The 23,599-nt window shown below is 35.0% G+C and carries 21 protein-coding genes; 9 read left to right on the forward strand and 12 right to left on the reverse strand.

The window, feature by feature from the left end; translation table 11 throughout:
* Positions 1-5 precede the first annotated feature (5 nt).
* Positions 6-287 carry a metal-sensing transcriptional repressor gene (locus DMB92_RS03485; protein ID WP_142681673.1) on the reverse strand — a complete coding sequence of 94 codons (282 nt, stop codon included), beginning with the start codon at positions 285-287 and terminating at the stop codon, positions 6-8.
* Positions 288-422: 135 nt separating this feature from the next.
* On the opposite strand from DMB92_RS03485, the gene DMB92_RS03490 reads away from it, so the two are divergent.
* The 6 genes from DMB92_RS03490 to DMB92_RS03515 are packed head-to-tail and all read left to right on the forward strand — an operon-like array spanning position 423 to position 5,151.
* Positions 423-1,742, forward strand: coding sequence for a S41 family peptidase (locus DMB92_RS03490; protein WP_260604739.1), 1,320 nt, complete (start codon positions 423-425; stop codon positions 1,740-1,742).
* Positions 1,735-2,445 carry a phosphoribosylaminoimidazolesuccinocarboxamide synthase gene (gene purC, locus DMB92_RS03495; RefSeq protein WP_142681674.1) on the forward strand — a complete coding sequence of 237 codons (711 nt, stop codon included), beginning with the start codon at positions 1,735-1,737 and terminating at the stop codon, positions 2,443-2,445. Before DMB92_RS03490 ends, purC begins: the two co-directional genes overlap by 8 nt.
* 1 nt (position 2,446) lies before the next feature.
* Complete coding sequence (purS, locus tag DMB92_RS03500) at positions 2,447-2,683, forward strand: phosphoribosylformylglycinamidine synthase subunit PurS (protein ID WP_142681675.1); 237 nt, start codon at positions 2,447-2,449, stop codon at positions 2,681-2,683.
* Complete coding sequence (gene purQ / locus DMB92_RS03505; RefSeq protein ID WP_142681676.1) at positions 2,680-3,324, forward strand: phosphoribosylformylglycinamidine synthase subunit PurQ; 645 nt, start codon at positions 2,680-2,682, stop codon at positions 3,322-3,324. Before purS ends, purQ begins: the two co-directional genes overlap by 4 nt.
* The gene (locus tag DMB92_RS03510) at positions 3,321-4,478 is read left to right on the forward strand and encodes an SH3 domain-containing protein (RefSeq protein WP_260604740.1); all 1,158 of its coding nucleotides are present in this window, start codon (positions 3,321-3,323) and stop codon (positions 4,476-4,478) included. Before purQ ends, DMB92_RS03510 begins: the two co-directional genes overlap by 4 nt.
* The gene (locus DMB92_RS03515) at positions 4,459-5,151 is read left to right on the forward strand and encodes a lysophospholipid acyltransferase family protein (RefSeq protein ID WP_142681677.1); all 693 of its coding nucleotides are present in this window, start codon (positions 4,459-4,461) and stop codon (positions 5,149-5,151) included. Before DMB92_RS03510 ends, DMB92_RS03515 begins: the two co-directional genes overlap by 20 nt.
* Before the next feature lie 15 nt (positions 5,152-5,166).
* Here the strand turns inward: DMB92_RS03515 and DMB92_RS03520 are convergent, their stop codons facing one another.
* The 10 genes from DMB92_RS03520 to ileS all read right to left on the reverse strand — a co-directional run bounded on the left by DMB92_RS03520 (position 5,167) and on the right by ileS (position 18,322).
* A complete protein-coding gene (locus tag DMB92_RS03520; protein WP_221886246.1) occupies positions 5,167-5,814 on the reverse strand; it encodes an RBBP9/YdeN family alpha/beta hydrolase in 648 nt (215 codons plus the stop codon).
* Between the two features lie 54 nt (positions 5,815-5,868).
* Positions 5,869-8,073 carry an endonuclease MutS2 gene (locus DMB92_RS03525; protein ID WP_409513388.1) on the reverse strand — a complete coding sequence of 735 codons (2,205 nt, stop codon included), beginning with the start codon at positions 8,071-8,073 and terminating at the stop codon, positions 5,869-5,871.
* Complete coding sequence (locus DMB92_RS03530; RefSeq protein WP_142681679.1) at positions 8,057-8,401, reverse strand: hypothetical protein; 345 nt, start codon at positions 8,399-8,401, stop codon at positions 8,057-8,059. The genes DMB92_RS03525 and DMB92_RS03530 overlap by 17 nt, the downstream gene beginning before the upstream one ends.
* Entirely contained in the window at positions 8,394-9,689 is a 1,296-nt protein-coding gene (gene murC, locus DMB92_RS03535; protein WP_260604741.1) for a UDP-N-acetylmuramate--L-alanine ligase, read from the reverse strand. Before murC ends, DMB92_RS03530 begins: the two co-directional genes overlap by 8 nt.
* A 69-nt stretch (positions 9,690-9,758) precedes the next feature.
* Positions 9,759-11,606 carry a motility associated factor glycosyltransferase family protein gene (locus DMB92_RS03540; protein ID WP_142681680.1) on the reverse strand — a complete coding sequence of 616 codons (1,848 nt, stop codon included), beginning with the start codon at positions 11,604-11,606 and terminating at the stop codon, positions 9,759-9,761.
* An 11-nt stretch (positions 11,607-11,617) separates the two neighbouring features.
* Positions 11,618-12,415, reverse strand: coding sequence for a carbon-nitrogen hydrolase family protein (locus DMB92_RS03545; RefSeq protein WP_142681681.1), 798 nt, complete (start codon positions 12,413-12,415; stop codon positions 11,618-11,620).
* Positions 12,408-12,581: an exodeoxyribonuclease VII small subunit gene (xseB, locus tag DMB92_RS03550; protein ID WP_142681682.1), complete on the reverse strand. Its 174-nt coding sequence runs from the start codon at positions 12,579-12,581 to the stop codon at positions 12,408-12,410. Before xseB ends, DMB92_RS03545 begins: the two co-directional genes overlap by 8 nt.
* Positions 12,581-14,035 carry an IMP dehydrogenase gene (guaB, locus tag DMB92_RS03555; protein WP_142681683.1) on the reverse strand — a complete coding sequence of 485 codons (1,455 nt, stop codon included), beginning with the start codon at positions 14,033-14,035 and terminating at the stop codon, positions 12,581-12,583. Before guaB ends, xseB begins: the two co-directional genes overlap by 1 nt.
* Positions 14,036-14,101: 66 nt before the next feature.
* On the reverse strand, positions 14,102-15,469 hold the full coding sequence (gene gatA, locus DMB92_RS03560) for an Asp-tRNA(Asn)/Glu-tRNA(Gln) amidotransferase subunit GatA (protein ID WP_142681684.1): 1,368 nt from the start codon (positions 15,467-15,469) through the stop codon (positions 14,102-14,104).
* Between the two features lie 93 nt (positions 15,470-15,562).
* Entirely contained in the window at positions 15,563-18,322 is a 2,760-nt protein-coding gene (ileS, locus tag DMB92_RS03565) for an isoleucine--tRNA ligase (RefSeq protein WP_142681685.1), read from the reverse strand.
* Between the two features lie 105 nt (positions 18,323-18,427).
* Between ileS and DMB92_RS03570 the strand changes: the two genes are divergently transcribed.
* The 3 genes from DMB92_RS03570 to rseP all read left to right on the forward strand — a co-directional run bounded on the left by DMB92_RS03570 (position 18,428) and on the right by rseP (position 21,244).
* Positions 18,428-19,516 carry a CinA family protein gene (locus DMB92_RS03570; RefSeq protein ID WP_142681686.1) on the forward strand — a complete coding sequence of 363 codons (1,089 nt, stop codon included), beginning with the start codon at positions 18,428-18,430 and terminating at the stop codon, positions 19,514-19,516.
* A gap of 88 nt (positions 19,517-19,604) precedes the next feature.
* Complete coding sequence (pgsA, locus tag DMB92_RS03575) at positions 19,605-20,138, forward strand: CDP-diacylglycerol--glycerol-3-phosphate 3-phosphatidyltransferase (protein WP_142681687.1); 534 nt, start codon at positions 19,605-19,607, stop codon at positions 20,136-20,138.
* Positions 20,135-21,244 carry an RIP metalloprotease RseP gene (gene rseP, locus DMB92_RS03580; RefSeq protein ID WP_142681688.1) on the forward strand — a complete coding sequence of 370 codons (1,110 nt, stop codon included), beginning with the start codon at positions 20,135-20,137 and terminating at the stop codon, positions 21,242-21,244. The genes pgsA and rseP overlap by 4 nt, the downstream gene beginning before the upstream one ends.
* Before the next feature lie 77 nt (positions 21,245-21,321).
* Here rseP and DMB92_RS03585 read toward each other — a convergent pair whose 3' ends face one another.
* The gene (locus DMB92_RS03585; protein ID WP_312845141.1) at positions 21,322-23,409 is read right to left on the reverse strand and encodes a TonB-dependent receptor domain-containing protein; all 2,088 of its coding nucleotides are present in this window, start codon (positions 23,407-23,409) and stop codon (positions 21,322-21,324) included.
* Positions 23,410-23,599: the final 190 nt, after the last annotated feature.

The following is a 23,599-nucleotide window of genomic DNA, read 5'->3' on the forward strand; positions in this document are numbered from 1 at the left end:
CTCTTTTATTTCACAAACATATCAATAGCCTTATTTAACTCTTCTATCTTCTGTTCATCGCCTTCTTCAATAGCATGCAAAATACAATGGCTCAAATGCTCCTTAAGTATACTTTTGCCAGTAGCATTAATCTCTCCACGCACAGCAGCAAGTTGTATTAGCACTTCAGCACAATCCTTCCCCTGCTCTATCATCTGTCTAACTCGCTCTAAGTGTCCTATGCTCTTACTTAAGCGATTAATCATTGCTCTATCGTGCCCTTTTGAATGTATGTGAGATTTTGACATAAATACGCTTCCTTATAAATATATCAGAAATTTTATCACAAAAATATTCGAATTTTTTAAGGATAAAAAATTTTTATTTATGAAATTTTAAACAAAATTTAATAAAATAAGATTTTTAAATCAAAGGAGCTGAACTTGAAAACAAAAAAGATTCTCATGAGCATACTTGGCTTTATAAGTGCCTTATCTTTATGCTTTTTACTTACAACAAATTCCTATGCAAAAACCGACAATTCAAAAAACGCACAAATCAACAAGCGTTTAGAAGCCTTAGATAAATATACTAAAACCCTTTCTATGGTGGAGCAGTTTTATGTCGATGAGCAAAATATTACGGACCTAATCGATAAGTCGATTTCTGGTTTGCTTTCAAATTTAGACGCACACTCTTCTTTTATGAATGAAAAAGAATTTAAAGAGCTTAAAATTCAAACAAGTGGGGAATTTGGCGGACTTGGTATCACTATAGAGATGAAAGACGGAGCATTAACTGTTGTTGCGCCTATTGAGGGAACACCTGCTGATAAAGCTGGGATTAAATCAGGCGATGTTATCTTAAGAATAGATGGAGAATCAACCCTTAATCTAAGCCTCAATGAAGCTGTGGAAAAAATGCGAGGTAAGCCTAAAACTAAGGTCAATTTAACTATATTTAGAAAGGGAAATATACAGCCCTTTGATGTAAGTGTAACAAGGGATATTATCAAGGTTGATAGTGTTTATGCTAAGATGATCGAAGATGAAGATATTCTATATCTTAGGGTTACAAATTTCAACGAAAAAGTAACTGCTGATGCAAGCAAATTCATCAAACAATACCCTGAAGTAAAGGGTATAGTTCTTGATCTTAGAAATAATCCGGGAGGTCTCTTAGATCAAGCCATAGGACTTACAAATTTATTCGTTGATAAGGGTGTGATTGTTTCTCAAAAAGGAAGAATTGAAGGCGAGGATAGAAGCTATGAAGCAAGTGCTAAAAAGAAAATTACAAAAGCTCCCCTTGTTGTTCTTGTCAATGGTGGAAGTGCTAGTGCTAGCGAGATCGTAAGTGGGGCTTTACAAGATCTTAAAAGAGCTATCATCATAGGAGAAAATACCTTTGGCAAGGGTAGTGTTCAAAATATCGTGCCTATCAATAAAACTGAGGGTATAAGACTTACTATAGCAAGATATTATCTACCAAGTGGGAGAACTATACAAGCTGTGGGTGTAAAGCCTGATATAGAAGTTATGGCGGGCAAGATCAATGTGATTGATAATAATTTTAGCATTAAAGAAAGTGATTTGAAATTTCATCTTGAAGGGGAACTTCAAAAAATCGAACAAAGCAAGCCAAAAAGCTCAAAAGAGGATAAAAATCTCATAACAAAAACTCAAATCAACAACGACGCACAGCTAAAATCGGCTATTGATGCTGTAAAAATCCTCAATATTCAAGGTATAAAAAATGACTAAACAAGAGCTTTTGTATGAGGGCAAGGGTAAAAAGCTATACAAAACTGATGATGAAAACCTACTCATCAGCGAATTTAAAGACGACTTAACCGCTTTTAATGCGGAAAAAAAAGGGAGTGAGCAAGGAAAAGGTGCGTTAAATTGTAAAATTTCAACCGAGCTTTTTCATTTGCTTGAAAAAAATGGTATCAAAACACATCTTGTAAAAACTATAAGCCAGACCGAACAGCTTGTGAAAAAATGCAAAATCGTTCCTATCGAGGTCATCGTTAGAAATATCGCTACAGGTTCTCTTAGCAAAAGGCTTGGTATCAAAGAAGGCACTATTTTGCCTTTTACCTTGGTGGAATTTTGTCTTAAAGATGATGCCTTAGGCGATCCTTTTATCAATGATGATCATTGTTTGCTCTTAAATTTGGTGCAAAATGAAAACCAAATCAAAGAAATCAAAGATATCGCAAAGAAAATCAACTCCATACTTTTGCCTTTCTTTGACAGCAAAAATTTACGCCTCATTGACTTTAAAATCGAACTTGGCTTTACCAAAGATAATGAGCTTGTTTTAGCTGATGAAATCAGCCCTGATAGCTGCAGATTTTGGGATAAAGCAACAAACGAAAAGCTTGATAAAGACCGCTTTAGACAAGACTTGGGTAATGTAAAAATGGCTTATGAGGAAGTTTTAAAAAGGATAATGGGCTAAGATGAAAGTTGTTATTCGAGTATTTTTAAAAGAAGGGGTGCTTGATCCTCAAGGAAAAGCCATAGAAAAGGCTTTGTATTCCTTGAATTTCACTAAAGTAAGCGATGTTAAGGTATCAAAAGAAATCAGCTTTAAGCTCGATGAAACGGACAAAAACAAAGCCTTAGAGCAAGCTAAGGCGATGTGTGAAGAGCTTTTGGCAAATACGGTTATTGAAAATTACGAGATTTTGATATGAAAATAGCCATCATTCAGCTTCCCGGAGTAAATTGTGAATTTGACACAGCTTGCGCCTTTTCAAAGCTTGGCGTTAGTGCTGAGATCATTTGGCATGAAAGGCAGGATTTTAGTGCTGATTTGATCGTTTTGCCGGGTGGTTTTTCTTATGGGGATTATCTAAGATGTGGGGCGATTGCGAAATTTTCCCCTGCGATGAAAGTGGTTTTAGAACATGCCAAAAAAGGTGGTTTTATACTTGGAATTTGTAACGGCTTTCAAATGCTTACCGAACTTCACCTTTTAAAAGGCACACTTTTAAGAAATAAAAATCTTAATTTCATAGCCAAAGATCAAAGCTTAAAAATTATCTCAAACAACAATACCCTTTTAAAAAATTTCCAAAAAGATGAGCTTATAAGCTTACCTATAGCACACGGAGAAGGAAATTTTTACGCTGATGAGTCTACGCTTAAAAACCTTCAAGACAAAGATCTCATCACTCTTAAATATGAGGATAATCCAAACGGCTCAAGCGATGATATCGCTGGAATTTGCGATGAGGGTAAAAGGATTTTTGGTCTCATGCCTCACCCTGAAAGGGCTTGTGATGAGCTTTTGGGTAGTAAAATAGGACTTAAAATGCTTAAGGGTTTCTTATGATAAAAAAAATTTTACTTATTACTATGCTTATTGTTCAGGCATTTAGTATTGAACTTGATGATAAAGAAAAAGAAATTTATAACAATATTTTACCAAGTGATGAGCTTGGAAACTACGAAGAAAACAATATTGATCCCTATATAGCTTCAAATTCTTTGGTTCTTAATGCAAGTGATTATAAGGGACAATACTTTATAGGCGAAGTTTTTTCCATAAATTTACAAGCCATAACAAATGAAAATACACTATTTGACTTTAAGCTTGAATTTAGCAAAAGTAATGATTTGGAATTTTTAAATCCTAAAGTAAAATGGCAAAAAGATGGCAATACCTACCAAACCACACTTTATTTTCAAGCCCATAGTGCAAATGCAAATTTAAGCCAAATCATTGTTTCTTTAACAAGAAATAATGATATTTTTCAAAGCTCGATTTTAAATTTAAATCCTATAGAATTTAAAAGGGTTGATGTGGATAAAAATTATTCACAAATTGTTGCTAAAAACCTTGAAGTTAGTCTTTTCAAGACAAATTATTTTGATGATAAAAATTTAGTCATGATTATTCATTTAAAAGCTCAAAATGCAAATTTAAAATACTTTAAACTCAAAGATCCTCAAATTTTACAGCAAAGAGTAGATAATATCCAAGGAGATTTCAATGCTTCAAGTGCTTATTATTCAGCTGTTTTTGAGCCATCAAAACAAAATATTGAGTTTAGTTATTTTAACACGCAAACACAAAAGCTTGAAAATATAAATTTAAAGGTTGAAATAAGCGATGATGATGAGATAAGCACACAAACTGATCTTAATCCAAAAAACAATGATCTTAATTTTTACAAACAAATTGCTCTTTGGGTGTTGGCTGGAATTTGTGCCTTGGTCTTTGTTTTAAGAAAAAATTATTATTTCTTTGTTGCTGCTTTGATCTTTTTTATCCTTAGCTTTCTTGTTGATACAACAACACATAAACAAACCCTTAAGGCAAATACTAAGGCAAAATTACTGCCAACATCACAATCAACTTCTTTTTACATCAGCGATAAAGAAGAAGAAGTGCAAGTGCTAAATACAAGACAAGATTATGTAAAAATTCTCCTTGAAGATGGTAAGATAGGTTGGGTACATAAAGATGATTTACTCAAAAATTAAGGCTGTATTTTACGCACCCTTTTTCATACTTAGCGTTTTGCTTGTGTTTCTAGCCTTTTGTTTTACTCGCTCTCAACATGAAATTTGGCAAATTCGCCAAAAATGGGCTAAGTTACAGGGCTTTATCTTTGGCTTTGATTATGAACTTGAGGGCGAATTTGAGCAAGAAGCTAGTATGATTTTGATGAATCATCAAAGCATGCTTGACATTATAGCACTTGAAGCACTCTATCCTAAAAATTTAGCATGGATAGCCAAAAAAGAACTTAAAGAACTCCCTATTTTTAAATATGCGATGATTAAACCAAAACTTTTATGCATAGATAGAAAAAATCCACGCGATTTGGTACGCATTTTAAAAGAGGCTAAACAAAGACTTGATGAGGGTAGAGTTTTGGCTATTTTTCCTGAGGGAACACGCTCAAAAAGTGATAAAATGCTTAAATTTCAAAGTGGAGCTAAAATTTTAAACGAGAAACTTAACTTAAAAATTCAGCCCATTCTCATAGTAGATTCATCAAAAATTCTAGACAGCAAAAGCTTTAGCGTGAAAAGTGGGACACTTAAGCTCATTTGCTTACCCCTTGTTGATGCAAATGATGAACACTGGCTTGAAAATACAAGAAAGCAAATGCAAGAAAGACTAGAGCAAGAACGCTCAAAAATCAAATAAAGATGAGTTATAAACTCATCTTTTATCTACGAACATAGCATTTAAAACTGAAAGCACTAAAGGAAAACTTGTAAATCCGTCATCTTGCATAAAATGCTTACCAAGCTCAGTTTGAATAAATGTTGCCTTAAATTTAAGAGCAAGATTTGAACTCAAATTTGTAGGAACAATCATATCATCTCTTGATGAAATCACAACGCGTTCTTGAGCTATTTTGGAAACCTTTTCAAAATCAAGTGTAGGATTTACAAAACTATCAAGCTGTGGTAGAATGCTTAATTTTTCATAAAAACCACTTACAAGCACAACGCCACCGATTTTTTGATTTTTCTTAAGCTTATCTAAATATCTTAAAATCGTGATACAACCTAAAGAATGTCCTACTATGTAGGTATTTTCCCCTACTTTAATCTGCTTTTGAAGAGTTTTAACCCACTCGCTAAGCTTAGGATCAGTAGGATTTGGCATAGTTAAAACATTGACCTTAGCACCTTCTTTTTCAAGCTCATCTTTAAGCCATGAAAACCAATGTTTGCTAGGATTTGCATCAAAACCATGCACGATATAAACTTCCTTTTGCATACTCTTATCCTTTGAATTGGCTTCAAGCATTTGTGTAAAAAATGCAAGTAGCACACAAAAAACGACCGCTATTTTTTTCATTTTATCCTCCTAAAATTAGAGATTATAGCGATTTTATCTTAAAAAGATATAAATTTAAAGCCTGACAAGCTTTGCCCCAAAGCCTCCTTGATTAAGGGGTGCATCGCTAAAGCCTTTGATACTTTTATGAGCTTTTAAAAACTCTTTTACCGCATAAGCTAGCTTGCCTGTGCCTATGCCATGATAAATTAACACCTCATCAAAGCCAGCTATTAGGGCATCTGAGATAAATTTATCAAGCCTTTGAATAGCCTCTTCACTTCTTAAGCCGTGTAAATCAAGGCTCATACTAGCATTTTTAAGCCTTACAAGCTCTATTTTGCTGGTATTTTTAGCCCTTATGCTAGAACTTGGACTAAGTAAGCTTAACCCTACCCTAAGCCTTAGCCCCTCGCTTTCTATTAGAGCTTCATTTTTAAAAAGGCTTATGATTTGTCCCTTGATTTGATTGTATTTTACAAAATCTCCTATTTTAAAGTCCTTAGCCTCATTTTTTTGAGGCAAACTAAGTTCTTTTTTTAGCTCATTTGCCTTATTTAAAGCCCTTTGCTTATCCTTTAAATTTAATGCCCTTATGCTTTTTTTAGCCTCTTCAATCGCCTTGTAAAAATCAAGTTCAAGCCTTGAAAGCTCCTTATCAAAACGCTCTTTTTCAAGCTCTTTTTGCTCCTTTAAGCTATTTAAAAGCTCATTTGCCCTTTCTTGCTTATTTTCAAGCTCTATAAGAGCTTGCTTTAAGCTTAGTTCTAAATTTATATTTTTTCCAACTAATTCCTCTAAGTTTTGCTTATCCTCCCCATAATTTTTCCTTGCCTTTTCTATCAAATTTAAGGCTATGCCATATCTTAGCGCTGTTTCAAAGGCGTAGGACTTTCCTATAGTTCCTTGCAAGAACTCAAATCTTGGTCTCATAAGCTTTTCATCAAACAAAGCAGCCAAAAGCTCGACCTCTTCATTTTTAGCAAGTAAAAAGGCAAGTCTTTTATGATGAGTTGTGATGATGATCTTAGCCTTTTGAAAAATCAGCCTTTCAACCAAGACGCTATATAAACTTGCCGCTTCTTCAAAATCCGTTCCAAGCTCTATTTCATCTATGCCTAAAAGAAGTTCTTTTTTCTCAAAAAGCTTAGAAAAGGCTAGCATTCTGCCTGCAAAGGTGGAGATATCATTTTTGGCATTTTGAGGATCTTCTATAATGGCTTCAAAGTCCTTAAAAGAGCCTATCTTGCTTTTATTTGCATTGATTTTCATAGGCAAAAGATATTTAGCAAGTAAGGCTGCACTTAAAAGGCTTTTTAAAAGCATGGTTTTGCCTCCTGCATTTACCCCTGTGATGATTAAAACCTGCTTTGAAAAATTTACATCAACGCTTTTGGCATTTTTAAGCATAGGATGAGCAAAGTCCTTTAAGATCAAATCCTTACTCTCATCAGCCAAAACAAAGTCATAGTCCTTATTTTTAGCTAACAAAACCCTAGCTTGATAGTGATCAAATAAATCAAAGGCCCTATTTATAAAGCTTAAATGAGAATGAAATTTATAAAAAAGGGCTGAAAATTTTTTAGCATATTCATAATAAATTTGCTCTTTTTGCTCTCTTAAACCCTGCATATCATTTTCAAGCCTTTCTATGCTTAGGGGCCTAACATAAAAGCCTCCATTAGCACTTCTTGCTACTATGCTAGCCTTTAAAAAACTAGCAAAGCCCCCACGCACCAAAAGGGTATCAAAGCCATTAATAAAATGAATTTGATTATCTAAAAGATAGGAGCTGATATTTTTAGTGTAAATGAGCCTTTTAAACTCACTTGAAATTTGCTCTTTTTTAAGCTTCATGCTCTCATTTAAATGTAAAAGCCTCTCATCAAGACTATCTTTAAGCTCGCCCTTTTCGTTAAAATAAGCACAAAGCTCGAGCAAGGATTTTTCAAGGATAATCTTATCAAGCCAAGTTTTAAGCTCCCTTTCAGCCTTTAAACTTTTAAGATAAGAAAAATAAAGATAAATTTTAACAAATTCAAAGCAAGTATCAAGGTGGATAATGCCTTGTTTGCTTATATGCATTAGGGCTGTATTTAAATTTGCTACTTCTTTTGGAGGTTTAAAATCAAGCTTTAAAAGCTCTTCTATGCGTTTAAAATGAAGCCTTGAATCCCCTTCTAAAACAAAGCTTTTTTTTCTGGCTAAAAGAGCTTCAAAATCCCATAAATAAGAACTTAGATCAAGTTTAGCAAAAAGATCCTTATTCAAGCTCGCAATCCCTTGCATTAAATATCATAAATTTAAGGCTAGCATTTTTATCATTTGCGATAAAAGCACTTGTTCCGTAATCAAAATTAAAATTTTCCTTACTTACATGAATATCCTTACATTTTAGGCTACTACCTTGAAAAAAGGCTAGGATAAGTTCTTCTTTACTTTTATCCTCCTTTGAAGATCGCAACTCAAAAAGCACGGCTACAATGATTAAAACCCCAAAGAAAAAAAAGAAAAAATAATAAATTTTATCCCTCAATCTCTTTCTTAGAGCATAGCTTAGTGCAAAAAGCAAAAGAACAAGTATGATAAAAACAAAAAATTTAGCCATCTTTTCCCCTTAATTTTGTGCTTAAATCCCCAGCACTAAAGCCTATCATAAGCCCCTCATCAAAGACCCTGCCCTTATCATCAAGCAAAAATTTACCCTCCCTTTTAAGATTTTTTATAAAAAGAGCGTTTTTAAAATGATCCTTTAAATTTAGCTTTATTTTAGCCTCTCCAGCACTATAAACAGGCAAGATCACAAGCTCATCAATATCCTCAAAGGCCTTGCTAAATTCCTTTAAATTTGCAGCCAAGCGGCTGTAGCGGTGAGGCTCAAAAAAGGCTGTGATCTTTTTATATCCAGCTAATTTTGCGTATTCTTTAGCTGCCTTAAGTGTGGCTTTAATCTCGGTTGGATGATGACCGTAATCATCAATCAAAGCTATTTTTTCATCAGCATATAAAATATCAAATCTTTTCTTAATGCCCTGATAAAATTTAAGCCTTGTTTTAATGGTATCTAAGTCTGTGAAATTTAGAGCTGCTAATATGGCTAAACTTGCATCAATAGCCAAGTGCTGCCCCATTCCAAAAAGGCTAAACTCGCCTAAATCCTTAAGCTCAAAGCTAGTATGAGGCTTGAAATTTTGAACGCTCATGCGAAGCTTTTTGATATCCTTACTTGGATATAATTTTATGGCTTCTAAATTTAAACTAGCTAAAAACTCATCTTCTGCGTTAATGACCCTAAGCTTAGCCAAGCTTAAAAAATCCTCATAAGCCTTGTGTAAGTTTTTAAGCTCGTTTTTATAATGATCCAAATGCTCAGCCTCAGCATTTGTAACTATGGCTAGGTAGGGGTTTGAGTTTAAAAAAGAACTATCGCTTTCATCAGCTTCAAAGATCAAGTCTTTACTTTGCTTATAAATCATATTTGAGCCAAATTCCTTTAAGATAGCCCCTATGATAACAGAGGCCTCACTCATTAAAGAAGCTAGTATGCTTGAGGTGGTGCTTTTTCCGTGAGCTCCAGCTATGGCAAAGACTCTTTTATCTTGCAAGATAAGAGGCAGGGCTTCTTTTCTGCAAAGACATTTAATGCCTTGTTTTAGTGCCTCTTTAAGTTCGACATTTTCTTCTTTTATGGCAGCTGAGTATATCACCAAATCAGCCCCAGCCACATTTTGAGCCCTGTGGGGAATGCTTATTTTAACTCCTTCTTTAAAAAGCTCATCTGTGATCTTACTTTCTTTTAAATCACTCCCACTTATACTAAAGCCCTTTTCTTTTAAAAAGCGTGCAAGGGCTGAAATGCCAATGCCTCCTATACCTATAAAGTGAATTTTTTGCAAGTTAGCTCTCCTTAGCATCATAAATAAATTCTAATTATAGCTAAATTTATGCATTTATCTTGCAAATGATCAAGATTTATCTTCATCTTCGTATGATTGTAAAGACTTATAGATAATATCCTTTCTCTTATGTAAATCTTCTTGAAAGATCAGTAGCCACTCTTTATAAGCATTGATATAATGAAGCAAGTGATATTTCTCATCTATAAGTTTAAGACTTAACACCTTGCTAATCATCACACCTCTTTGAAAAAAGCAAGCTTTAAAAATAATATCGCCAAGTAAGCTGTCTTTGCTTATTTGTTCGTTGAAATTTTCTATACTTATGACTACATTTTGCAAGAAATTTAGGGGCAAATCTTTATTTGCATTTAAAACATTTTCAAGCATATCATGTAAGGAGTTGGAATTTTGCAAAAAATACTCTAAAATTTGGCTATCTTCTTTTAAATTCTCTATAAATTTAGATAAAAGTCTATCTGATCTGTTCTTAGTTAAAGTTTTTATAGGAGGAAAATAAGGCTTTTTATCCCTCAAAAGTCTTTCACAACATTCTTTAAAACTTAACTCCTCAGTCCAAGCTATCCTAGCTCCTCCCTCTGTTGCATTGATAAAATGAGCTTTGTCTTGATAATTAGCTAAGAAAAACTCAAGCTTTATTCGGTAATGATTCCACGATACATGTGTTAAAACTTCTTTTTTTCCACCATAAGCTAGGGTTTTTATCTTTTGAACTTGTATTTCTCTTTGTGAATGCTCACTATAAGCATAACCCTTTGCATGCGTTCTTCCATCTTCATCAAAGGCTAAATCTTGTCCTATCATGATGATATTTTTAAAACCAAGCTCTAAGGCTATTGCATAAGCTGCATGAGAAACCATAGTTCCAGTATCCAAATACCCAAAATCATTTAGCTTAAAACGCCTACACACATCATCTGATCTTAAAATCAAGCATTTGTGATTAAGAGCACAAACCAAATCAGGATGCGTCGCAGTAGATAATAAACACAAATAATCCCTCTTTAAATCAGGATCAAAAAATTTCAAAGCCCTATTCGTATGATCAATATTTAACACATAATCAGGCTTAATGCCTGCATTTTCCATGCTTTTCAAAGCACCATCAGCAACAAAAATCACAAGCTTATCTTGATATTTTGCAAGTAAATCAAGCTGTTTGGCAAGCGAGGGACCAGCACTCACAACCACAGCATTTTCAAATTTATTCTTTCTCTGGCTTAAAAGCCTTTGAAAAGGGATATTTTCAAGCATGGCTGGGGTGTTAAGTAAGATATGTTCATAAGAGGTAAAATACAAAGACTTATGTTTAAGAAAAGGACTTGATACCAAAAAAATGCATTCCTTACAAAACTCATCAGCTAGTAAGTATTTTTCTTTATAAAAGTTCTCATAATAAAAATTAGTGATAAAAAGTTCATATAAACTTAAATATTCTATATTGTTTTTATGGTCAAAAAGCATTAAAGCTTGTATTTGTCTCTTATCTTCTTGCATATCTAAGATATGAATACTTCCTTGTGAAAGTTCCTTACTTAGATCAACCACGCTTAAAGCTAAGGCAATAAGCTCTAATTCTTCCTCAAATACAAAAATACGGCTATAATGCCCCCCCCCATGAGCTAAATTTTGAAGCAAAAGACCATTACCTATACCATAAAGGAAAAGAATAGGATATCTAAAACTCGCATGAAGAATTTTTTGCTCAAAAAAAGTTAGTTCATCGGCTAAATTCTCATAAAAAAAGCTTTGTTTTTTCTTATCAAAGATATTGTTATGTTCATCAAGAAAAAAACGAGTAAAACCTCTATCAAGCAAAACAAGCAACTTTTGAGCTAAGGGTTTGTTTGTCCCACTTGCTAGGGCATTGATATTGTTTTGCAAGATAGTATTCATGCTTTTCCTTACTAAGCTTTTGAATGTTTTTTTATAAGCTTTTCAAAGCCCCATAATTTTCTTGCTTCATCTGCTTTACTAGGCTCAATGATAAGCATTTCTTCCTTATCGCCAAGCTTATCAACAAGCTCTGCATAAGCATTAATAAAAAAAGTATCCCCGTAAAAATACCATTCTTGCTCACTATGTGGGGTTTTTAAAGTTCCTATGCGGTTTATCCTAAGGATATTTACAGAATTTAAAAAAGCTCTAGTTTTTAAAAGCTCAAGCCATCTTTGCTGAGAATTAAACGCACAAGCACAAGGCACGATGACAAGATCTACTTTCTTAGCTCTTACTTCTTGCCAAAACTCATCAAAATGCACTTCAAAACCAAACATTAAAGCACATTTAAGTTCATTATAAGAAAAAGTAAAAAGTTTTAATTTTTCACATTTGTTAGAAAAAAATTTTTCCTCATTCCAATGCTCATAAGGCATTAAAATTTGCTGTTCATAGCTTTTTATGCCATTTTGATCTACACTTAAACAAAGCTTTTTAAAAGATCTTGCCCCAACTTCCACAAAGGGTGCGAGAATTTGAAGCTCGTATCTTTTTGCAAGCTCTATAAGGCTTTCTTTTTTGCTTAAACTTTGTTCTTTTATCATGGTGCGAGGCATACTCAAAAGCTCTGTAAAAAAGCTATTTAACACATATTCGCCTAAAACAACAAGCCTAGCGTCATTATCCCTTGCGATCTTAAGATAATAATCAAGCCTTGAATTACTCAAAGAAAGTGTTGGAAGCTGTAAAGCAGCGATTTTACTCATCGATTTGCTCCACTTCAAGCCTTGCTTTTTCTAAAATTTCTCTTGCTTCTTTGATATTTTTAAGTCCTTCTTTATAGATTTTTACACTATCATCAAGGCTAAGCTCATTGTTATTAAGCTTTTCAAGAGCTTCGTTAGCTTTTTTACATTTTTCTTCAAAACTCATTAATTACTTACCTTATAATTTGGTGCTTCTTGAGTGATAAACACATCATGAACATGACTTTCCTTGAGTCCAGCACTTGTGATCTCAACAAATTCAGCCTTTTCTTGAAAACTAGCAATATCCTTAGCCCCAACATAACCCATGGAAGAGCGAAGACCTCCTAAAAGCTGATGAATGACCCCTCTTATACTCCCTGTATAAGGCACACGCCCCTCAATGCCCTCTGGCACGAGCTTTTCACTAGCTGTTCCTTCTTGAAAATAACGATCTGAACTTCCCTTTTGCATAGCTCCAAGCGAACCCATACCGCGATAGCTCTTATACTGTCTTCCCTGATAGGTAAAAAGCTCTCCCGGGCTTTCATCAGTTCCTGCCAAAAGCGAACCCACCATAACAGAACTTGCACCAACGGCAATAGCCTTTGCGATATCGCCTGAATACTTAATACCCCCATCAGCTATAACACTTACCCCATGCTTTTTAGCCTCACTCGCACACTCATCAATAGCTGAAATTTGAGGCACTCCAACACCTGAAACAATGCGTGTGGTACAAATACTTCCAGGACCTATGCCCACTTTCACAACATCAGCACCTGCTTCACATAAGGCTTTTGTAGCAGCTGCTGTAGCGACATTGCCTGCTATAAGCTCTAGATTTTTGTATTTTTCCTTTATCGCTTTTACCGTATCAATGATACCCTTTGAATGTCCATGAGCGCTATCTAATACTACAATATCCACCCCAGCTTCCACCAAGGCATCAACTCTGTCCATTTGATAAACACCAACAGCAGCACCGACAACCAAACGCCCAAAAGCATCTTTGTTTGAATTTGGATATTCTTTGCGTTTTTTAAGATCTTTTATCGTAATAAGCCCCTCTAAACGCCCATTTTTATCAACGATAGGTAATTTTTCAACCTTATTTTTACTAAAAATCCTTTCTGCATCATCAAGGGTGCAACCCTTTAAAGCTGTGATGAGAGGCGGCTTTGTCATCACTGCTTCAACTAGATTGTCTAAATTTGTCTCAAATCTTAAATCACGATTTGTTAAAATACCTATAAGTTTTTTTTCTTTATTGACAACAGGAACACCTGAAATTCTATATTCTGCCATAAGCTCTAAGGCTTCACGCACCTTAGCTTTTGCGTCTATAAATATAGGATCAAAAATAACCCCACTTTCACTTTTTTTAACGCGTTTTACCTCTCTTGCCTGAGAAGCAATGTCCATATTTTTATGGATAATCCCAAGCCCTCCAAGCCTAGCCATGGTAATTGCTGCACGGTGTTCAGTAACCGTGTCCATAGCAGCTGAAATGATAGGCATATTTAGGGTTATTTTTTGAGTGAGCTTACTTTTAATATCAACATCTTTAGGTAAAACTTCTGAATAAGCAGGGAGCAAAAGCACATCTTCAAAGGTTAAGGCTCTTTTTACAATCCTCATCTATCCTCCTTAAAGCTTAAATTTTATTATTATAGCCTATTTGCATTGCTTAAAGGTTTCAAAAGCTCAGGCATTTTTTATTATATTTTCTAAACTCAATGCCCCATCAAGTAAGCTTTGCTCATCAAAGGCCTTGCAAAGAAGCTGAGCTGAGATATTAAGCCCTTCCTTATCCTTAGCAATAGGCACAGAAATAGCCCCAAGTCCTGCAAGATTTGCAGAAATTGTATAAATATCTTCTAAATACACCTGCATAGGACTTTTTTTACTCTCAAAGCCAAAGGCTGTGGTAGGACTTACAGGCATAAAGATAAGCTCACCTTCTTTAAAAAGCTCCTCATACTTAGCTCTTATCAAGGCTCTTGCCTTTAAGGCCTTGATATAATAAGCATCATAATAGCCACTACTTAGCACAAAAGAGCCTAGCAAGATCCTTCTTTTAACCTCCTCGCCAAGGCCCTGAGATCTGGTATTTACATATAAATCCTTAAGATTTTTAAAATCCCTCGCCCTTTGTCCGTAGCGAATGCCGTCATACCTGCTTAAATTCGCACTTGCTTCAGCTGTAGCGATGATATAATAAGCTGCTATGTCATATTTAAAATCAAGTAAGTTTTTATAAATTATGCTATGTCCTGCTGCTTTTAGCATATCAACTGCTTTTAAAAGAGCCTTTTTTACCTCCTCGCTTGCCTCATTTATGTAATTTTCAATAACGATAATATTAAAGTTCTTATTTGCATTTAACTTTGGGGCTGTTTTGATAAAATCAAGCTTAGCACTGGTGCTATCTTTTTCATCGTGTCCTGCAATAGCATCATACAAAAGGGCTGCATCTTCGACACTTCTAGCTAAAACCCCGATTTGATCTAAGCTTGAAGAATACGCTGCAAGGCCGTATCTGCTCACTCTGCCATAACTTGGCTTAAGACCCACACAGCCACAAAAAGCAGCTGGCTGGCGAACTGATCCTCCTGTATCACTTCCTAGACTTGCTAAGGCTAAGCCACTAGCCACAGCAGCAGCACTTCCTCCGCTACTTCCGCCAGGAGACTTGCTTAAATTTAAAGGATTAAGGGTTTTGCCATAACATGAAGTAGCCGTAGAACTTCCCATAGCAAATTCGTCCATATTGGTGCGTCCAAAGGGCACAAAACCATTTTGCTTTAAATTTACAATGGCTGTCGCATCATAAGGGGCGATGTAGCCTTGCAAGATCTTACTCGCACAAGTTAGCTCCCAGCCCTTAACGCTGATATTATCCTTAATAGCAATAGGAACTCCGCTTTCTTCAACCTCGCTCAAAGGCTCTGCTAAAAACTGCTCGACATAAGCTCCAAGCTCTTTTTGCTTTAAAGCTCTTAAATTTAGCTCTTTTTTAAGCTCTTTTAGTTCTTCTTTTGAGTATGTTAAAGCCTCTTTTAAGCTTATCATTTTCTTCCCTTTTTAATCAAAATAGCTAATATAAAACTAAGGCTAAAAATCACCACTATGGTGATGATTACTAGGCTAGTTGGTATTTCTTTTTCAAGCATTTAGCACCTCTTTACAGCGAGTACAAGGCTCATTTTCTGCCTTTGCTTTAAATTTCCAACACCTAGGACACTTACACTCCCTTGTTCTTACAAGCTTAAATTTAAGATCTCCTACGCTAAATTCAGCCAAGGCTTCGCTATTTTCATCAAGGCCTTCAATCTTGCTTACCAAAAACCAATCCTCAAGCTCATCTAAATCATAGCTTAAAAGCTCTTTTGATGAGCTTTGAAGGCTTAATTCTAAAGTGGATTTAATCTTTTTTTCCTTTTTAAGAGCGTCAATTTGCTCTAAGAACTTTTCCCTACTTTCAAGCAAAAGCTCGCTATCTTCTTTAAATTCATATTCTAGCTCTTCTTCAAAGACTAAATCAAAGACATCATTTGCCCTGCCCTTGATGATGGGATTACAATGCCCTAAGGCCTCATCTACAGTGTAAGTAAGGCTTGGAGCAAGTAAAATAAGCAATCTTTTAGCAATTAAAGCCATAGCAGATTGTGCGGCTAGTCTTTTTTCAGAACTCTTAGCCTCACAATAAAGCCTATCTTTGCATACATCAAGATAGATCCCACTTAAATCGCTAGTTAAAAAATTTAAAAGAGCATTAAAGCCCTTGGCGTATTCGTAATTATCAAAGCCTTGCTTAACCTCTTTAAAAAGCTTGCTTGCACGAGCTAAGATCCACTGATCTAAAAGCTTAAAATGCTTTGTTTCTAAGAACTCTAAATCATTAGTATTAGCAAGTAAAAATCTTATGGTATTTCTTATTTTTCTATATTGCTCGGCAACTTGTTTTAAGATATTTTGAGATATTTTTAAATCACTTGTAAAATCACTTAGCAAGATCCAAAGCCTTAAAATTTCAACCCCATAATCTCTTGCAATATCCTTAGGATCAATCACATTACCCTTGCTCTTGCTCATTTTTTGACCCTTTTCGTCTATGGTAAAGCCGTGGGTTAAAATAGCCTTATAAGGAGCCTTTTCATTCACCGCACAGCTTAGCAAAAGCGAGCTTTGAAACCAGCCTCTGTGCTGATCGCTTCCCTCTAAATACATACTTGCAGGAAAATCCCCAGCCTCGTAATTTTTAGCCCTTAAAACCCCGTTCCAAGTACTTCCACTATCAAACCACACATCCAAAATATCATAAATTTTTTCTAATTTTGAGGGATCGTATTTTAAATGAGCTGGCAAAAGCTCTTCTGTGCTAAGCTGCCACCAAGCATCAGCTCCTTGTTTTTCAAAAATATTAGCAATATGCTCTAAAAGCTTCTCATCTAAGATAAGCTCCCCGCTTGTTTTATCCTTAAAAAAGGCTATTGGCGTTCCCCAAGCCCTTTGCCTTGAAATACACCAATCAGGGCGTTTTTGCACCATAGAGCCTATGCGTTTAATCCCGCTTTGAGGATAAAATTTAGTCTTTGAAATTTCATCTAAGGCAAGTTCTCTTAAGCTTTGTCCGCTTAATTTTTTCTCATCCATTGCGATAAAATATTGCTTAGTAGCTCTAAAAATCACAGGCTTATGTGTCCTCCAGCAAAAGGGATATGAGTGTATAAATTTAGAACTAGAAAGTAAGTTTTTACCCAAAAGCTCTAAAATTCTCTCATTAGCCTTAAAGATATGAAGTCCTATAAACTCATCAAGCAAGGATTCTGGCATAAGCTTTTCAGTTCTTAAAGTCTCATCATAAAGCCCCCCATCATCAACAGGCATGATCATTTTTATATCATATTTTAAACAAGCATAATAATCATCCTCGCCGTGTCCTGGAGCAGTATGCACAAGCCCTGTGCCTCCGTCCATCAAAACATGCTCACCTAAAATAAGCCTTGAACTTCTTTGATTAAGAGGATTGATAGCATTTAAATTTTCAAGCTCGCTTGCCTTAAATTCTTTCACGATCTCGCCCTTAGTAAGCTCTTTTTGAGCTAGGCTTTCAAGCAAGGGCTTAGCAAAGATTAGACCCTCCCTTGTTAAAACATAGCCTTCGTTTGGATTTAAGGCTATGGCTTGATTAGCTGGCAGGGTCCAAGGCGTAGTAGTCCAAATAACAGCAGCTGCCTTTGAAACCCCAAGCTTAGCACAAGAGCTCTCATCTAAATCAAAGGCCACAAAGATAGAATAATCCTCCTTATCCTCATACTCAACCTCAGCTTCTGCCAAAGCTGATCTAGCAGCCCAGCTCCAAAAAACAGGCTTATGTCTTTGCACCAAAAGCCCCTTTTTAGCTAGTTCGCACAAGAGGCGGTAAATATCAGCTTCAAATTTAAAATCCATAGTGATATAAGGCCTGTCCCAATCAGCAATGACCCCAAGACTTTTAAACTCAGCTCTTTGAATGTCTATAAACTCCTCAGCGTGTTTTCTGCAAAGCTCTCTAAGCTCTTTTATGCTAAGTTCTTTTTTCTTAGCTGCTAGCTTAATTTCAACTTGCTGTTCTATGGGAAGACCGTGACAGTCCCAGCCCGGAGTAAAACGCACGGCTTCTGCGTTAAAATAATGCGTTTTTATAATGGTTTCTTTTAGGATCTTATTCAGAGCATGACCTAGATGAATATGTCCGTTTGCATAAGGAGGGCCATCGTGCAAAATAAAGCTTTTTACAGCATCTTTTCTTTTGGCCTTCATCTTTTCATAAGCGTAATTATCCTTAAACCATTTTTCAAAAATCTTTGGCTCGCCCTCGCTTAAATTTGCCCTCATAGCAAAGTCTGTATATGGCAAGAGCAAGGTATCTTTATAATCCATAGCTAACCTCAAATTTGAAAATTAAAAGACTAATTTTACTTTAAAATGCTTTAAATTTGACTTTAAATTTAGATATAATTTGAGGAAAAAACAAGGAAATTTATAATGAATCATCTCCTTTTTATCATCGGCGAAGAACTTGCTAACCATGAAATCTATCAATCCTACATTAAAAGGACATATAAAGAAAAATTTAAACAAATAAAAGATATAAAGATTTTAGAAAAAAATGATAAAAATTTACCCTTTATTCTTGGAAAACTATTTGCTGATTATGAATTTATAAGTATTTTCGTCGATAAGGAAGAATACCATATCACAACTAAAATCCTTGCCACGCTCAACGAAGATACCTTAGTGCTTCAAGATGAAATTCTTGTGCCTCAAAAAGCTCTAGAGTTTAGAAAAGATAGTTTTTTAACCCAAATTCAAAATTGTAAAATCAATGTCATCAGAACAGAAGTGGGCGATAAGCTACCAAGTTTGCTTGGAGAAATTCAAACAAAATTTGAATATTTTTATCTTCAAGATACAGATAAACAAGGTGCAAAAATTCTGCTTGAAACCTTATCAAAATCTTATGAAGTAAGTATTCAAACAAGTGAAATTTTGAAAAATCTCACGCTCGTAAAGGCTACGCAGTATCAGTTTGGAAAACTTCAAACTTTCTTACAAGCAACAAAAAAACTTTTTGGAACAAAATTTATCTTAGGAGATAATTTACTAGAACTCATTGCAAACAAACTTCTTGAAAATGAGCTTAAAATTTCTTTTGCAGAAAGTTGCACAGGAGGACTTTGTGCAAGTGAGCTTACAAAGATACATGGTGTGAGTTCTTGCTTTGAAGGATCTGTCATAAGCTATTCAAATCGTTTAAAACATGAGTGGCTAGGCATTAGCGAAAGTGTCTTAGAACATGGTGGAGAATATAGCGAAAAATGCGTGTATTTTATGCTTAAAGGGATTTTTAAAATTTCAAATTGTGATTTTGCTCTTGCGACAAGTGGGGTTGTGGGGGAAAATGCTGACAAAGGCACTGCTTCAGGAACTGTTTATATAGGAGCTATGTATAAGGACGGCTCTTATTTGCAAGAGTGTTTAAATTTGCAAGGAGATAGAGCTTTTATGCAAACTCAAGCTTGTATAGCCGTCTTTTCTTTGATGATGAAGCTAAAGCCTGAAATTTTTGAATAAAAACCCTATCACGAAAACAAAGCTCAATTTACCAAAAATTCAATCTTTTTTGCTAAAATCCTAACTTCAAATCAATCTAAGGTCCTTGATGAATTTACCTAATCTCTTAGCCTGCATTCGCATGGTTTTAGCTCCTTTGCTCTTTTTTTTGATGACCTATCATTTTGCAAATATTCATCAAAGCTGGATAAATTATTTTACAGCCTTAACCTTTTCTGTCGCTGCTTTAACAGATTTTTTTGATGGTTTTATCGCTAGAGCTTGGGGACAAAAAACTAAACTTGGTGCTATACTTGATCCCTTAGCTGATAAAATGCTTGTTTTAGCGGCTTTTTTGGGCTTGTTGATCTTAGATAGAGCAAATGCTTGGATCATCTATCTTATCTTGGTTAGAGAGTTTTTTATCACAGGTTTTCGTGTTGTCATGGTAAGCGAAAATTTAGATGTGAGTGCTTCTTTTGCTGGAAAACTAAAAACAGCCTTTCAAATGAGTGCTATTATCTTTTTGTGTATGGACTGGTTTTTAGGACAAGGTCTTCTTTTCATCGCCCTTATTTTAACGCTTTATTCAGGTTTTGAATATATCCTTGCTTATCTTAAACACCTAAAGGCAAAGTCATGAAATCTTTATTATTTTTACTAAGCATACTAGCAATAGGCATGTATTTTTATTCATTTGAGTTTTTGATCACGCTTTTAGTGATTTCTTTTTTGATCTTTTTTCATGAGCTTGGACATTTTTTAGCCGCAAAATCCTTAGGTGTTAAGGTAGAAGTCTTTAGTATAGGCTTTGGAAATGCCCTTGTGGAGAAAGAATTTAAAAACACCAAATACCGCCTATCAGCCCTACCCTTTGGAGGTTATGTCAAGCTCAAAGGACAAGAGGACTTAAATCCAAGCAAGCAAGTATTCGAAAAGGATAGTTACAGCGTCTTAAGTCCTTTACAAAAAATTTATATTTTATTTGCAGGTCCTTTTTTTAATATCTTCTTAGCCTTTTTACTCTTTATATGTATAGGTTTTCTAGGCACTTTAAAGCCAGCTTCTGTTGTTGGGGGTTTTAGCGAAAAAAGTGCAGCCTTTGAAGCAGGCATTAGAGCAAATGATGAGATCGTAAGTATCAATGGGGTTTTAACCCCAAGCTTTGATACCATAGCTCCTCTTGTTAAAGATACAAATTTACTTATCGAGGTAAAAAGAGCTGGGGAAATTTTACATTTTAATGTTACGCCAAACATAGGCGAGGCTTATAATGACTTTGGTCAAAAGATACAAAAACCCCTACTTGGCATAGCACCAAGCACGCAAAGAGTGATGATCTATCACACAGGGCTTGATAGTTTTAGCTATGCCTTTAAAGAAAGTTTAAATACCTCAAGCCTTATACTTAAGGGTCTTTTAAAGCTCATTAATGGAGAAATTGAAGCTAAAAATTTAGGCGGAGTTATTTCTATAGTTGATATCACTTCAAAAGCAAGTTCTATAAGTCTTTCGACCCTGTTTTTTATCACGGCTCTTATTTCTATAAATCTTGGCTTACTCAACCTCCTACCTATCCCTATGCTTGATGGAGGACATATTTTATTTAATCTCTATGAGCTTTGCTTTAAAAGAAAAGTACCGCCAAAAGCCTTTGAATACCTAAGCTATACAGGTTTAGCCTTGCTTTTAAGTCTTATGATCTTTGCTACTTATAATGATATCATGCGTTTTGCAACACAAAATTAATCTTTGTTTATAGTGTAGAAATAGTTCAAGGTGCTTATAAAACACCTTGAACTTCAGTAAAGGAAAAACTCTTCGATCTAAAAATCAGCTCTAATATTAAGCCAGAAATTTCGTCCCGGTATCATTCTTTGGTAGTTATTTGTATAGCTTTGTCCTCTTGTGCCTTGATACACGACATAATCTACATAATCCTTATCCAAGAGGTTATTTACCACAGCACTTATACTGATACCATTTTTGAAGCGATAATCAGCTCCCAAATCCACAGTGTGCATATCCTTATACCATCTTCCAGGACCTACATTTGCAGTATGTGAGCCAAAGGTTGGAGTTTTGTATTTACCCACATATCTAAGATATGAACCCCAAGATTCGCCCTTATAAGAAATTTTACCTGAAAGATTGTGTAAAGGAACATTGTTTAGTGGTTTGCCCTTTCTATCTCCGCTTCTTTGATCAGTATCTGTTAAAGCATAGTTAATATCTACAAAAATACCTCTAGGGATAAAATCACTCAGTAAAGCCTTTGACTGCAAAGAAAACTCTACGCCCTGAGTTCTAGCTTTACTTATATTTTCATAAATAGAGCATTGATTGCTACCACAAATTCCGTAATTATTAGGTAAATTTTGATTTTGTGCATAAGTTCTTGAGCCTATAGCATCGGTAAAATCCGTGATAAATCCTGTTAAAGAGAAGTTAGCAAAAGGTGTTTCTAAAATACCACCAAGCTCATAGCTTAAGCTTTGCTCAGGTTTTAATCCTGTATTTCCGTAATAATCCGTCGTATTGCCATTTCTATCCGTGCTACTTTCATAAAGTCCGTCATATCTTGTTGAAAGTTGAGGCACTTGAAGCCCGCTAGCAAGTCCAGCTTTTATCGTAAGTCCTTCAAGCACATAAAAATTAACATAAGCTCTTGGATTAGCATAAGTGCCATAAGTTTCTACTTTATTCACACGAACACCTAAAGTTGTTGATACAAGCTCATTGATAAAATACTCTCCCTCGCCAAAAACAGCTATCTGCCAAGCATCTTTATCAAAAGCATCATCTCTTTTCATAAGTCTTTCATAGTTAAAATTTGGACCTAAATTTAAGATCATTGAACCATAAGATCCAAAGTCCAAATTCTTAGTAAAAGTTGTCCCATAAGCTGCGACTTGATTTTCTGTTAAAGCCTTACGATTTGGTATACCAGCACTTCCTCCAACAGGAACGCTACTATGAGGTATACGATTTGTGATATTGTATTGCAAATAGTTGTTAAATTTACCAAAATTATAATCCCCGTCATGATTAAGCACAAAAGAATACTTATCATAATCTCTTATAGCCGTAATGCTATTACTTGAGGTATTTAAAGAACCTAGTCTTTGGAAATTATACTCAAAGTCTGCATAAAAGGTATTTTCATCATTAAGTTTATAAGTCGTGCGTCCTCCTACGCTTGCATTTTTATAGCCTGTTGGACTATGAGAAGTAAAAGGATTTCTTTTAGCTGTAGCACTTTCTGCGTTTAAATTATAACCCGGAATATCTTTTTTATAAAAGGTATTTCTTTCGCCATAGTAGTATTTACCTCTTATATTGATAGTGATTTTATCATCAAGAGGAGCAAAAATAGCGCCATTAAAACCATAGGTATTGCCCCAAGTTTCTCCATGTTCTTGCAAACGAGTTTCAAGACTTATGCTTCCTGTTGCCTTATCTGCATTTTTCTTAGTGATAATATTTATCACACCTCCCATAGCATCGCTTCCATAAATGATAGAAGCAGGTCCTCTAATCACCTCAACCCTTTCTATCATAGAAGCAGGAGGGATAGACCCTGATGTGCTATCAAAACCATTGCCATCAAAGCCCTTTGAGACATTTACCCTCTTACCATCAACAAGTATAAGCGTATAAGAGCTACTCATACCACGAATTTGTATGTCCTGAGCTCCTGTTTTAGCTACAGTTGTAGTAACTCCGGGAACTTCTTGAACTATATCTCCAAGATCCCTTATAGGCTTGTTGATAATGTCTTCTTTTGTGATAACTGAGATGCTAGCAGGTGCATTTTTGATATCTTGTTCATAGCCTGTGGCCGAAACGACCGAAGCTTCAAGAACTGCTTTTTCTTCTGCATTTGCAAGACTTAACGCTAAAGCCGCACAAATACTAAATGCCCCCCCCGTCTTAGTATTTTATGTTCCATACAATGAACTCCTTTTTGAAAAATTTTAAAGTGAATAAAATTATAGTCATTTTATCTTATTTTATTTTTAAATTATGAAAATAATTATAAATATGTGTAAAATTCACACAAAGTAAAAATAAATAAAAATTTATCTTGTATGAGGGCTTTTT

The sequence above is a fragment of the Campylobacter sp. MIT 99-7217 genome, assembly GCF_006864365.1.
Taxonomy (GTDB): domain Bacteria; phylum Campylobacterota; class Campylobacteria; order Campylobacterales; family Campylobacteraceae; genus Campylobacter_D.

What these genes read in the sequence shown, in the direction of transcription:
- DMB92_RS03485 (WP_142681673.1), bottom strand. Translation starts at nt 287, where the DNA reads ATGTCAAAATCTCACATACATTCAAAAGGGCACGATAGAGCAATGATT.
- purC (WP_142681674.1), top strand. Translation starts at nt 1,735, where the DNA reads ATGACTAAACAAGAGCTTTTGTATGAGGGCAAGGGTAAAAAGCTATAC.
- purS (WP_142681675.1), top strand. Translation starts at nt 2,447, where the DNA reads ATGAAAGTTGTTATTCGAGTATTTTTAAAAGAAGGGGTGCTTGATCCT.
- purQ (WP_142681676.1), top strand. Translation starts at nt 2,680, where the DNA reads ATGAAAATAGCCATCATTCAGCTTCCCGGAGTAAATTGTGAATTTGAC.
- DMB92_RS03510 (WP_260604740.1), top strand. Translation starts at nt 3,321, where the DNA reads ATGATAAAAAAAATTTTACTTATTACTATGCTTATTGTTCAGGCATTT.
- DMB92_RS03515 (WP_142681677.1), top strand. Translation starts at nt 4,459, where the DNA reads ATGATTTACTCAAAAATTAAGGCTGTATTTTACGCACCCTTTTTCATA.
- DMB92_RS03520 (WP_221886246.1), bottom strand. Translation starts at nt 5,814, where the DNA reads ATGAAAAAAATAGCGGTCGTTTTTTGTGTGCTACTTGCATTTTTTACA.
- DMB92_RS03530 (WP_142681679.1), bottom strand. Translation starts at nt 8,401, where the DNA reads ATGGCTAAATTTTTTGTTTTTATCATACTTGTTCTTTTGCTTTTTGCA.
- DMB92_RS03540 (WP_142681680.1), bottom strand. Translation starts at nt 11,606, where the DNA reads ATGAATACTATCTTGCAAAACAATATCAATGCCCTAGCAAGTGGGACA.
- DMB92_RS03545 (WP_142681681.1), bottom strand. Translation starts at nt 12,415, where the DNA reads ATGAGTAAAATCGCTGCTTTACAGCTTCCAACACTTTCTTTGAGTAAT.
- xseB (WP_142681682.1), bottom strand. Translation starts at nt 12,581, where the DNA reads ATGAGTTTTGAAGAAAAATGTAAAAAAGCTAACGAAGCTCTTGAAAAG.
- guaB (WP_142681683.1), bottom strand. Translation starts at nt 14,035, where the DNA reads ATGAGGATTGTAAAAAGAGCCTTAACCTTTGAAGATGTGCTTTTGCTC.
- gatA (WP_142681684.1), bottom strand. Translation starts at nt 15,469, where the DNA reads ATGATAAGCTTAAAAGAGGCTTTAACATACTCAAAAGAAGAACTAAAA.
- ileS (WP_142681685.1), bottom strand. Translation starts at nt 18,322, where the DNA reads ATGGATTATAAAGATACCTTGCTCTTGCCATATACAGACTTTGCTATG.
- DMB92_RS03570 (WP_142681686.1), top strand. Translation starts at nt 18,428, where the DNA reads ATGAATCATCTCCTTTTTATCATCGGCGAAGAACTTGCTAACCATGAA.
- pgsA (WP_142681687.1), top strand. Translation starts at nt 19,605, where the DNA reads ATGAATTTACCTAATCTCTTAGCCTGCATTCGCATGGTTTTAGCTCCT.
- rseP (WP_142681688.1), top strand. Translation starts at nt 20,135, where the DNA reads ATGAAATCTTTATTATTTTTACTAAGCATACTAGCAATAGGCATGTAT.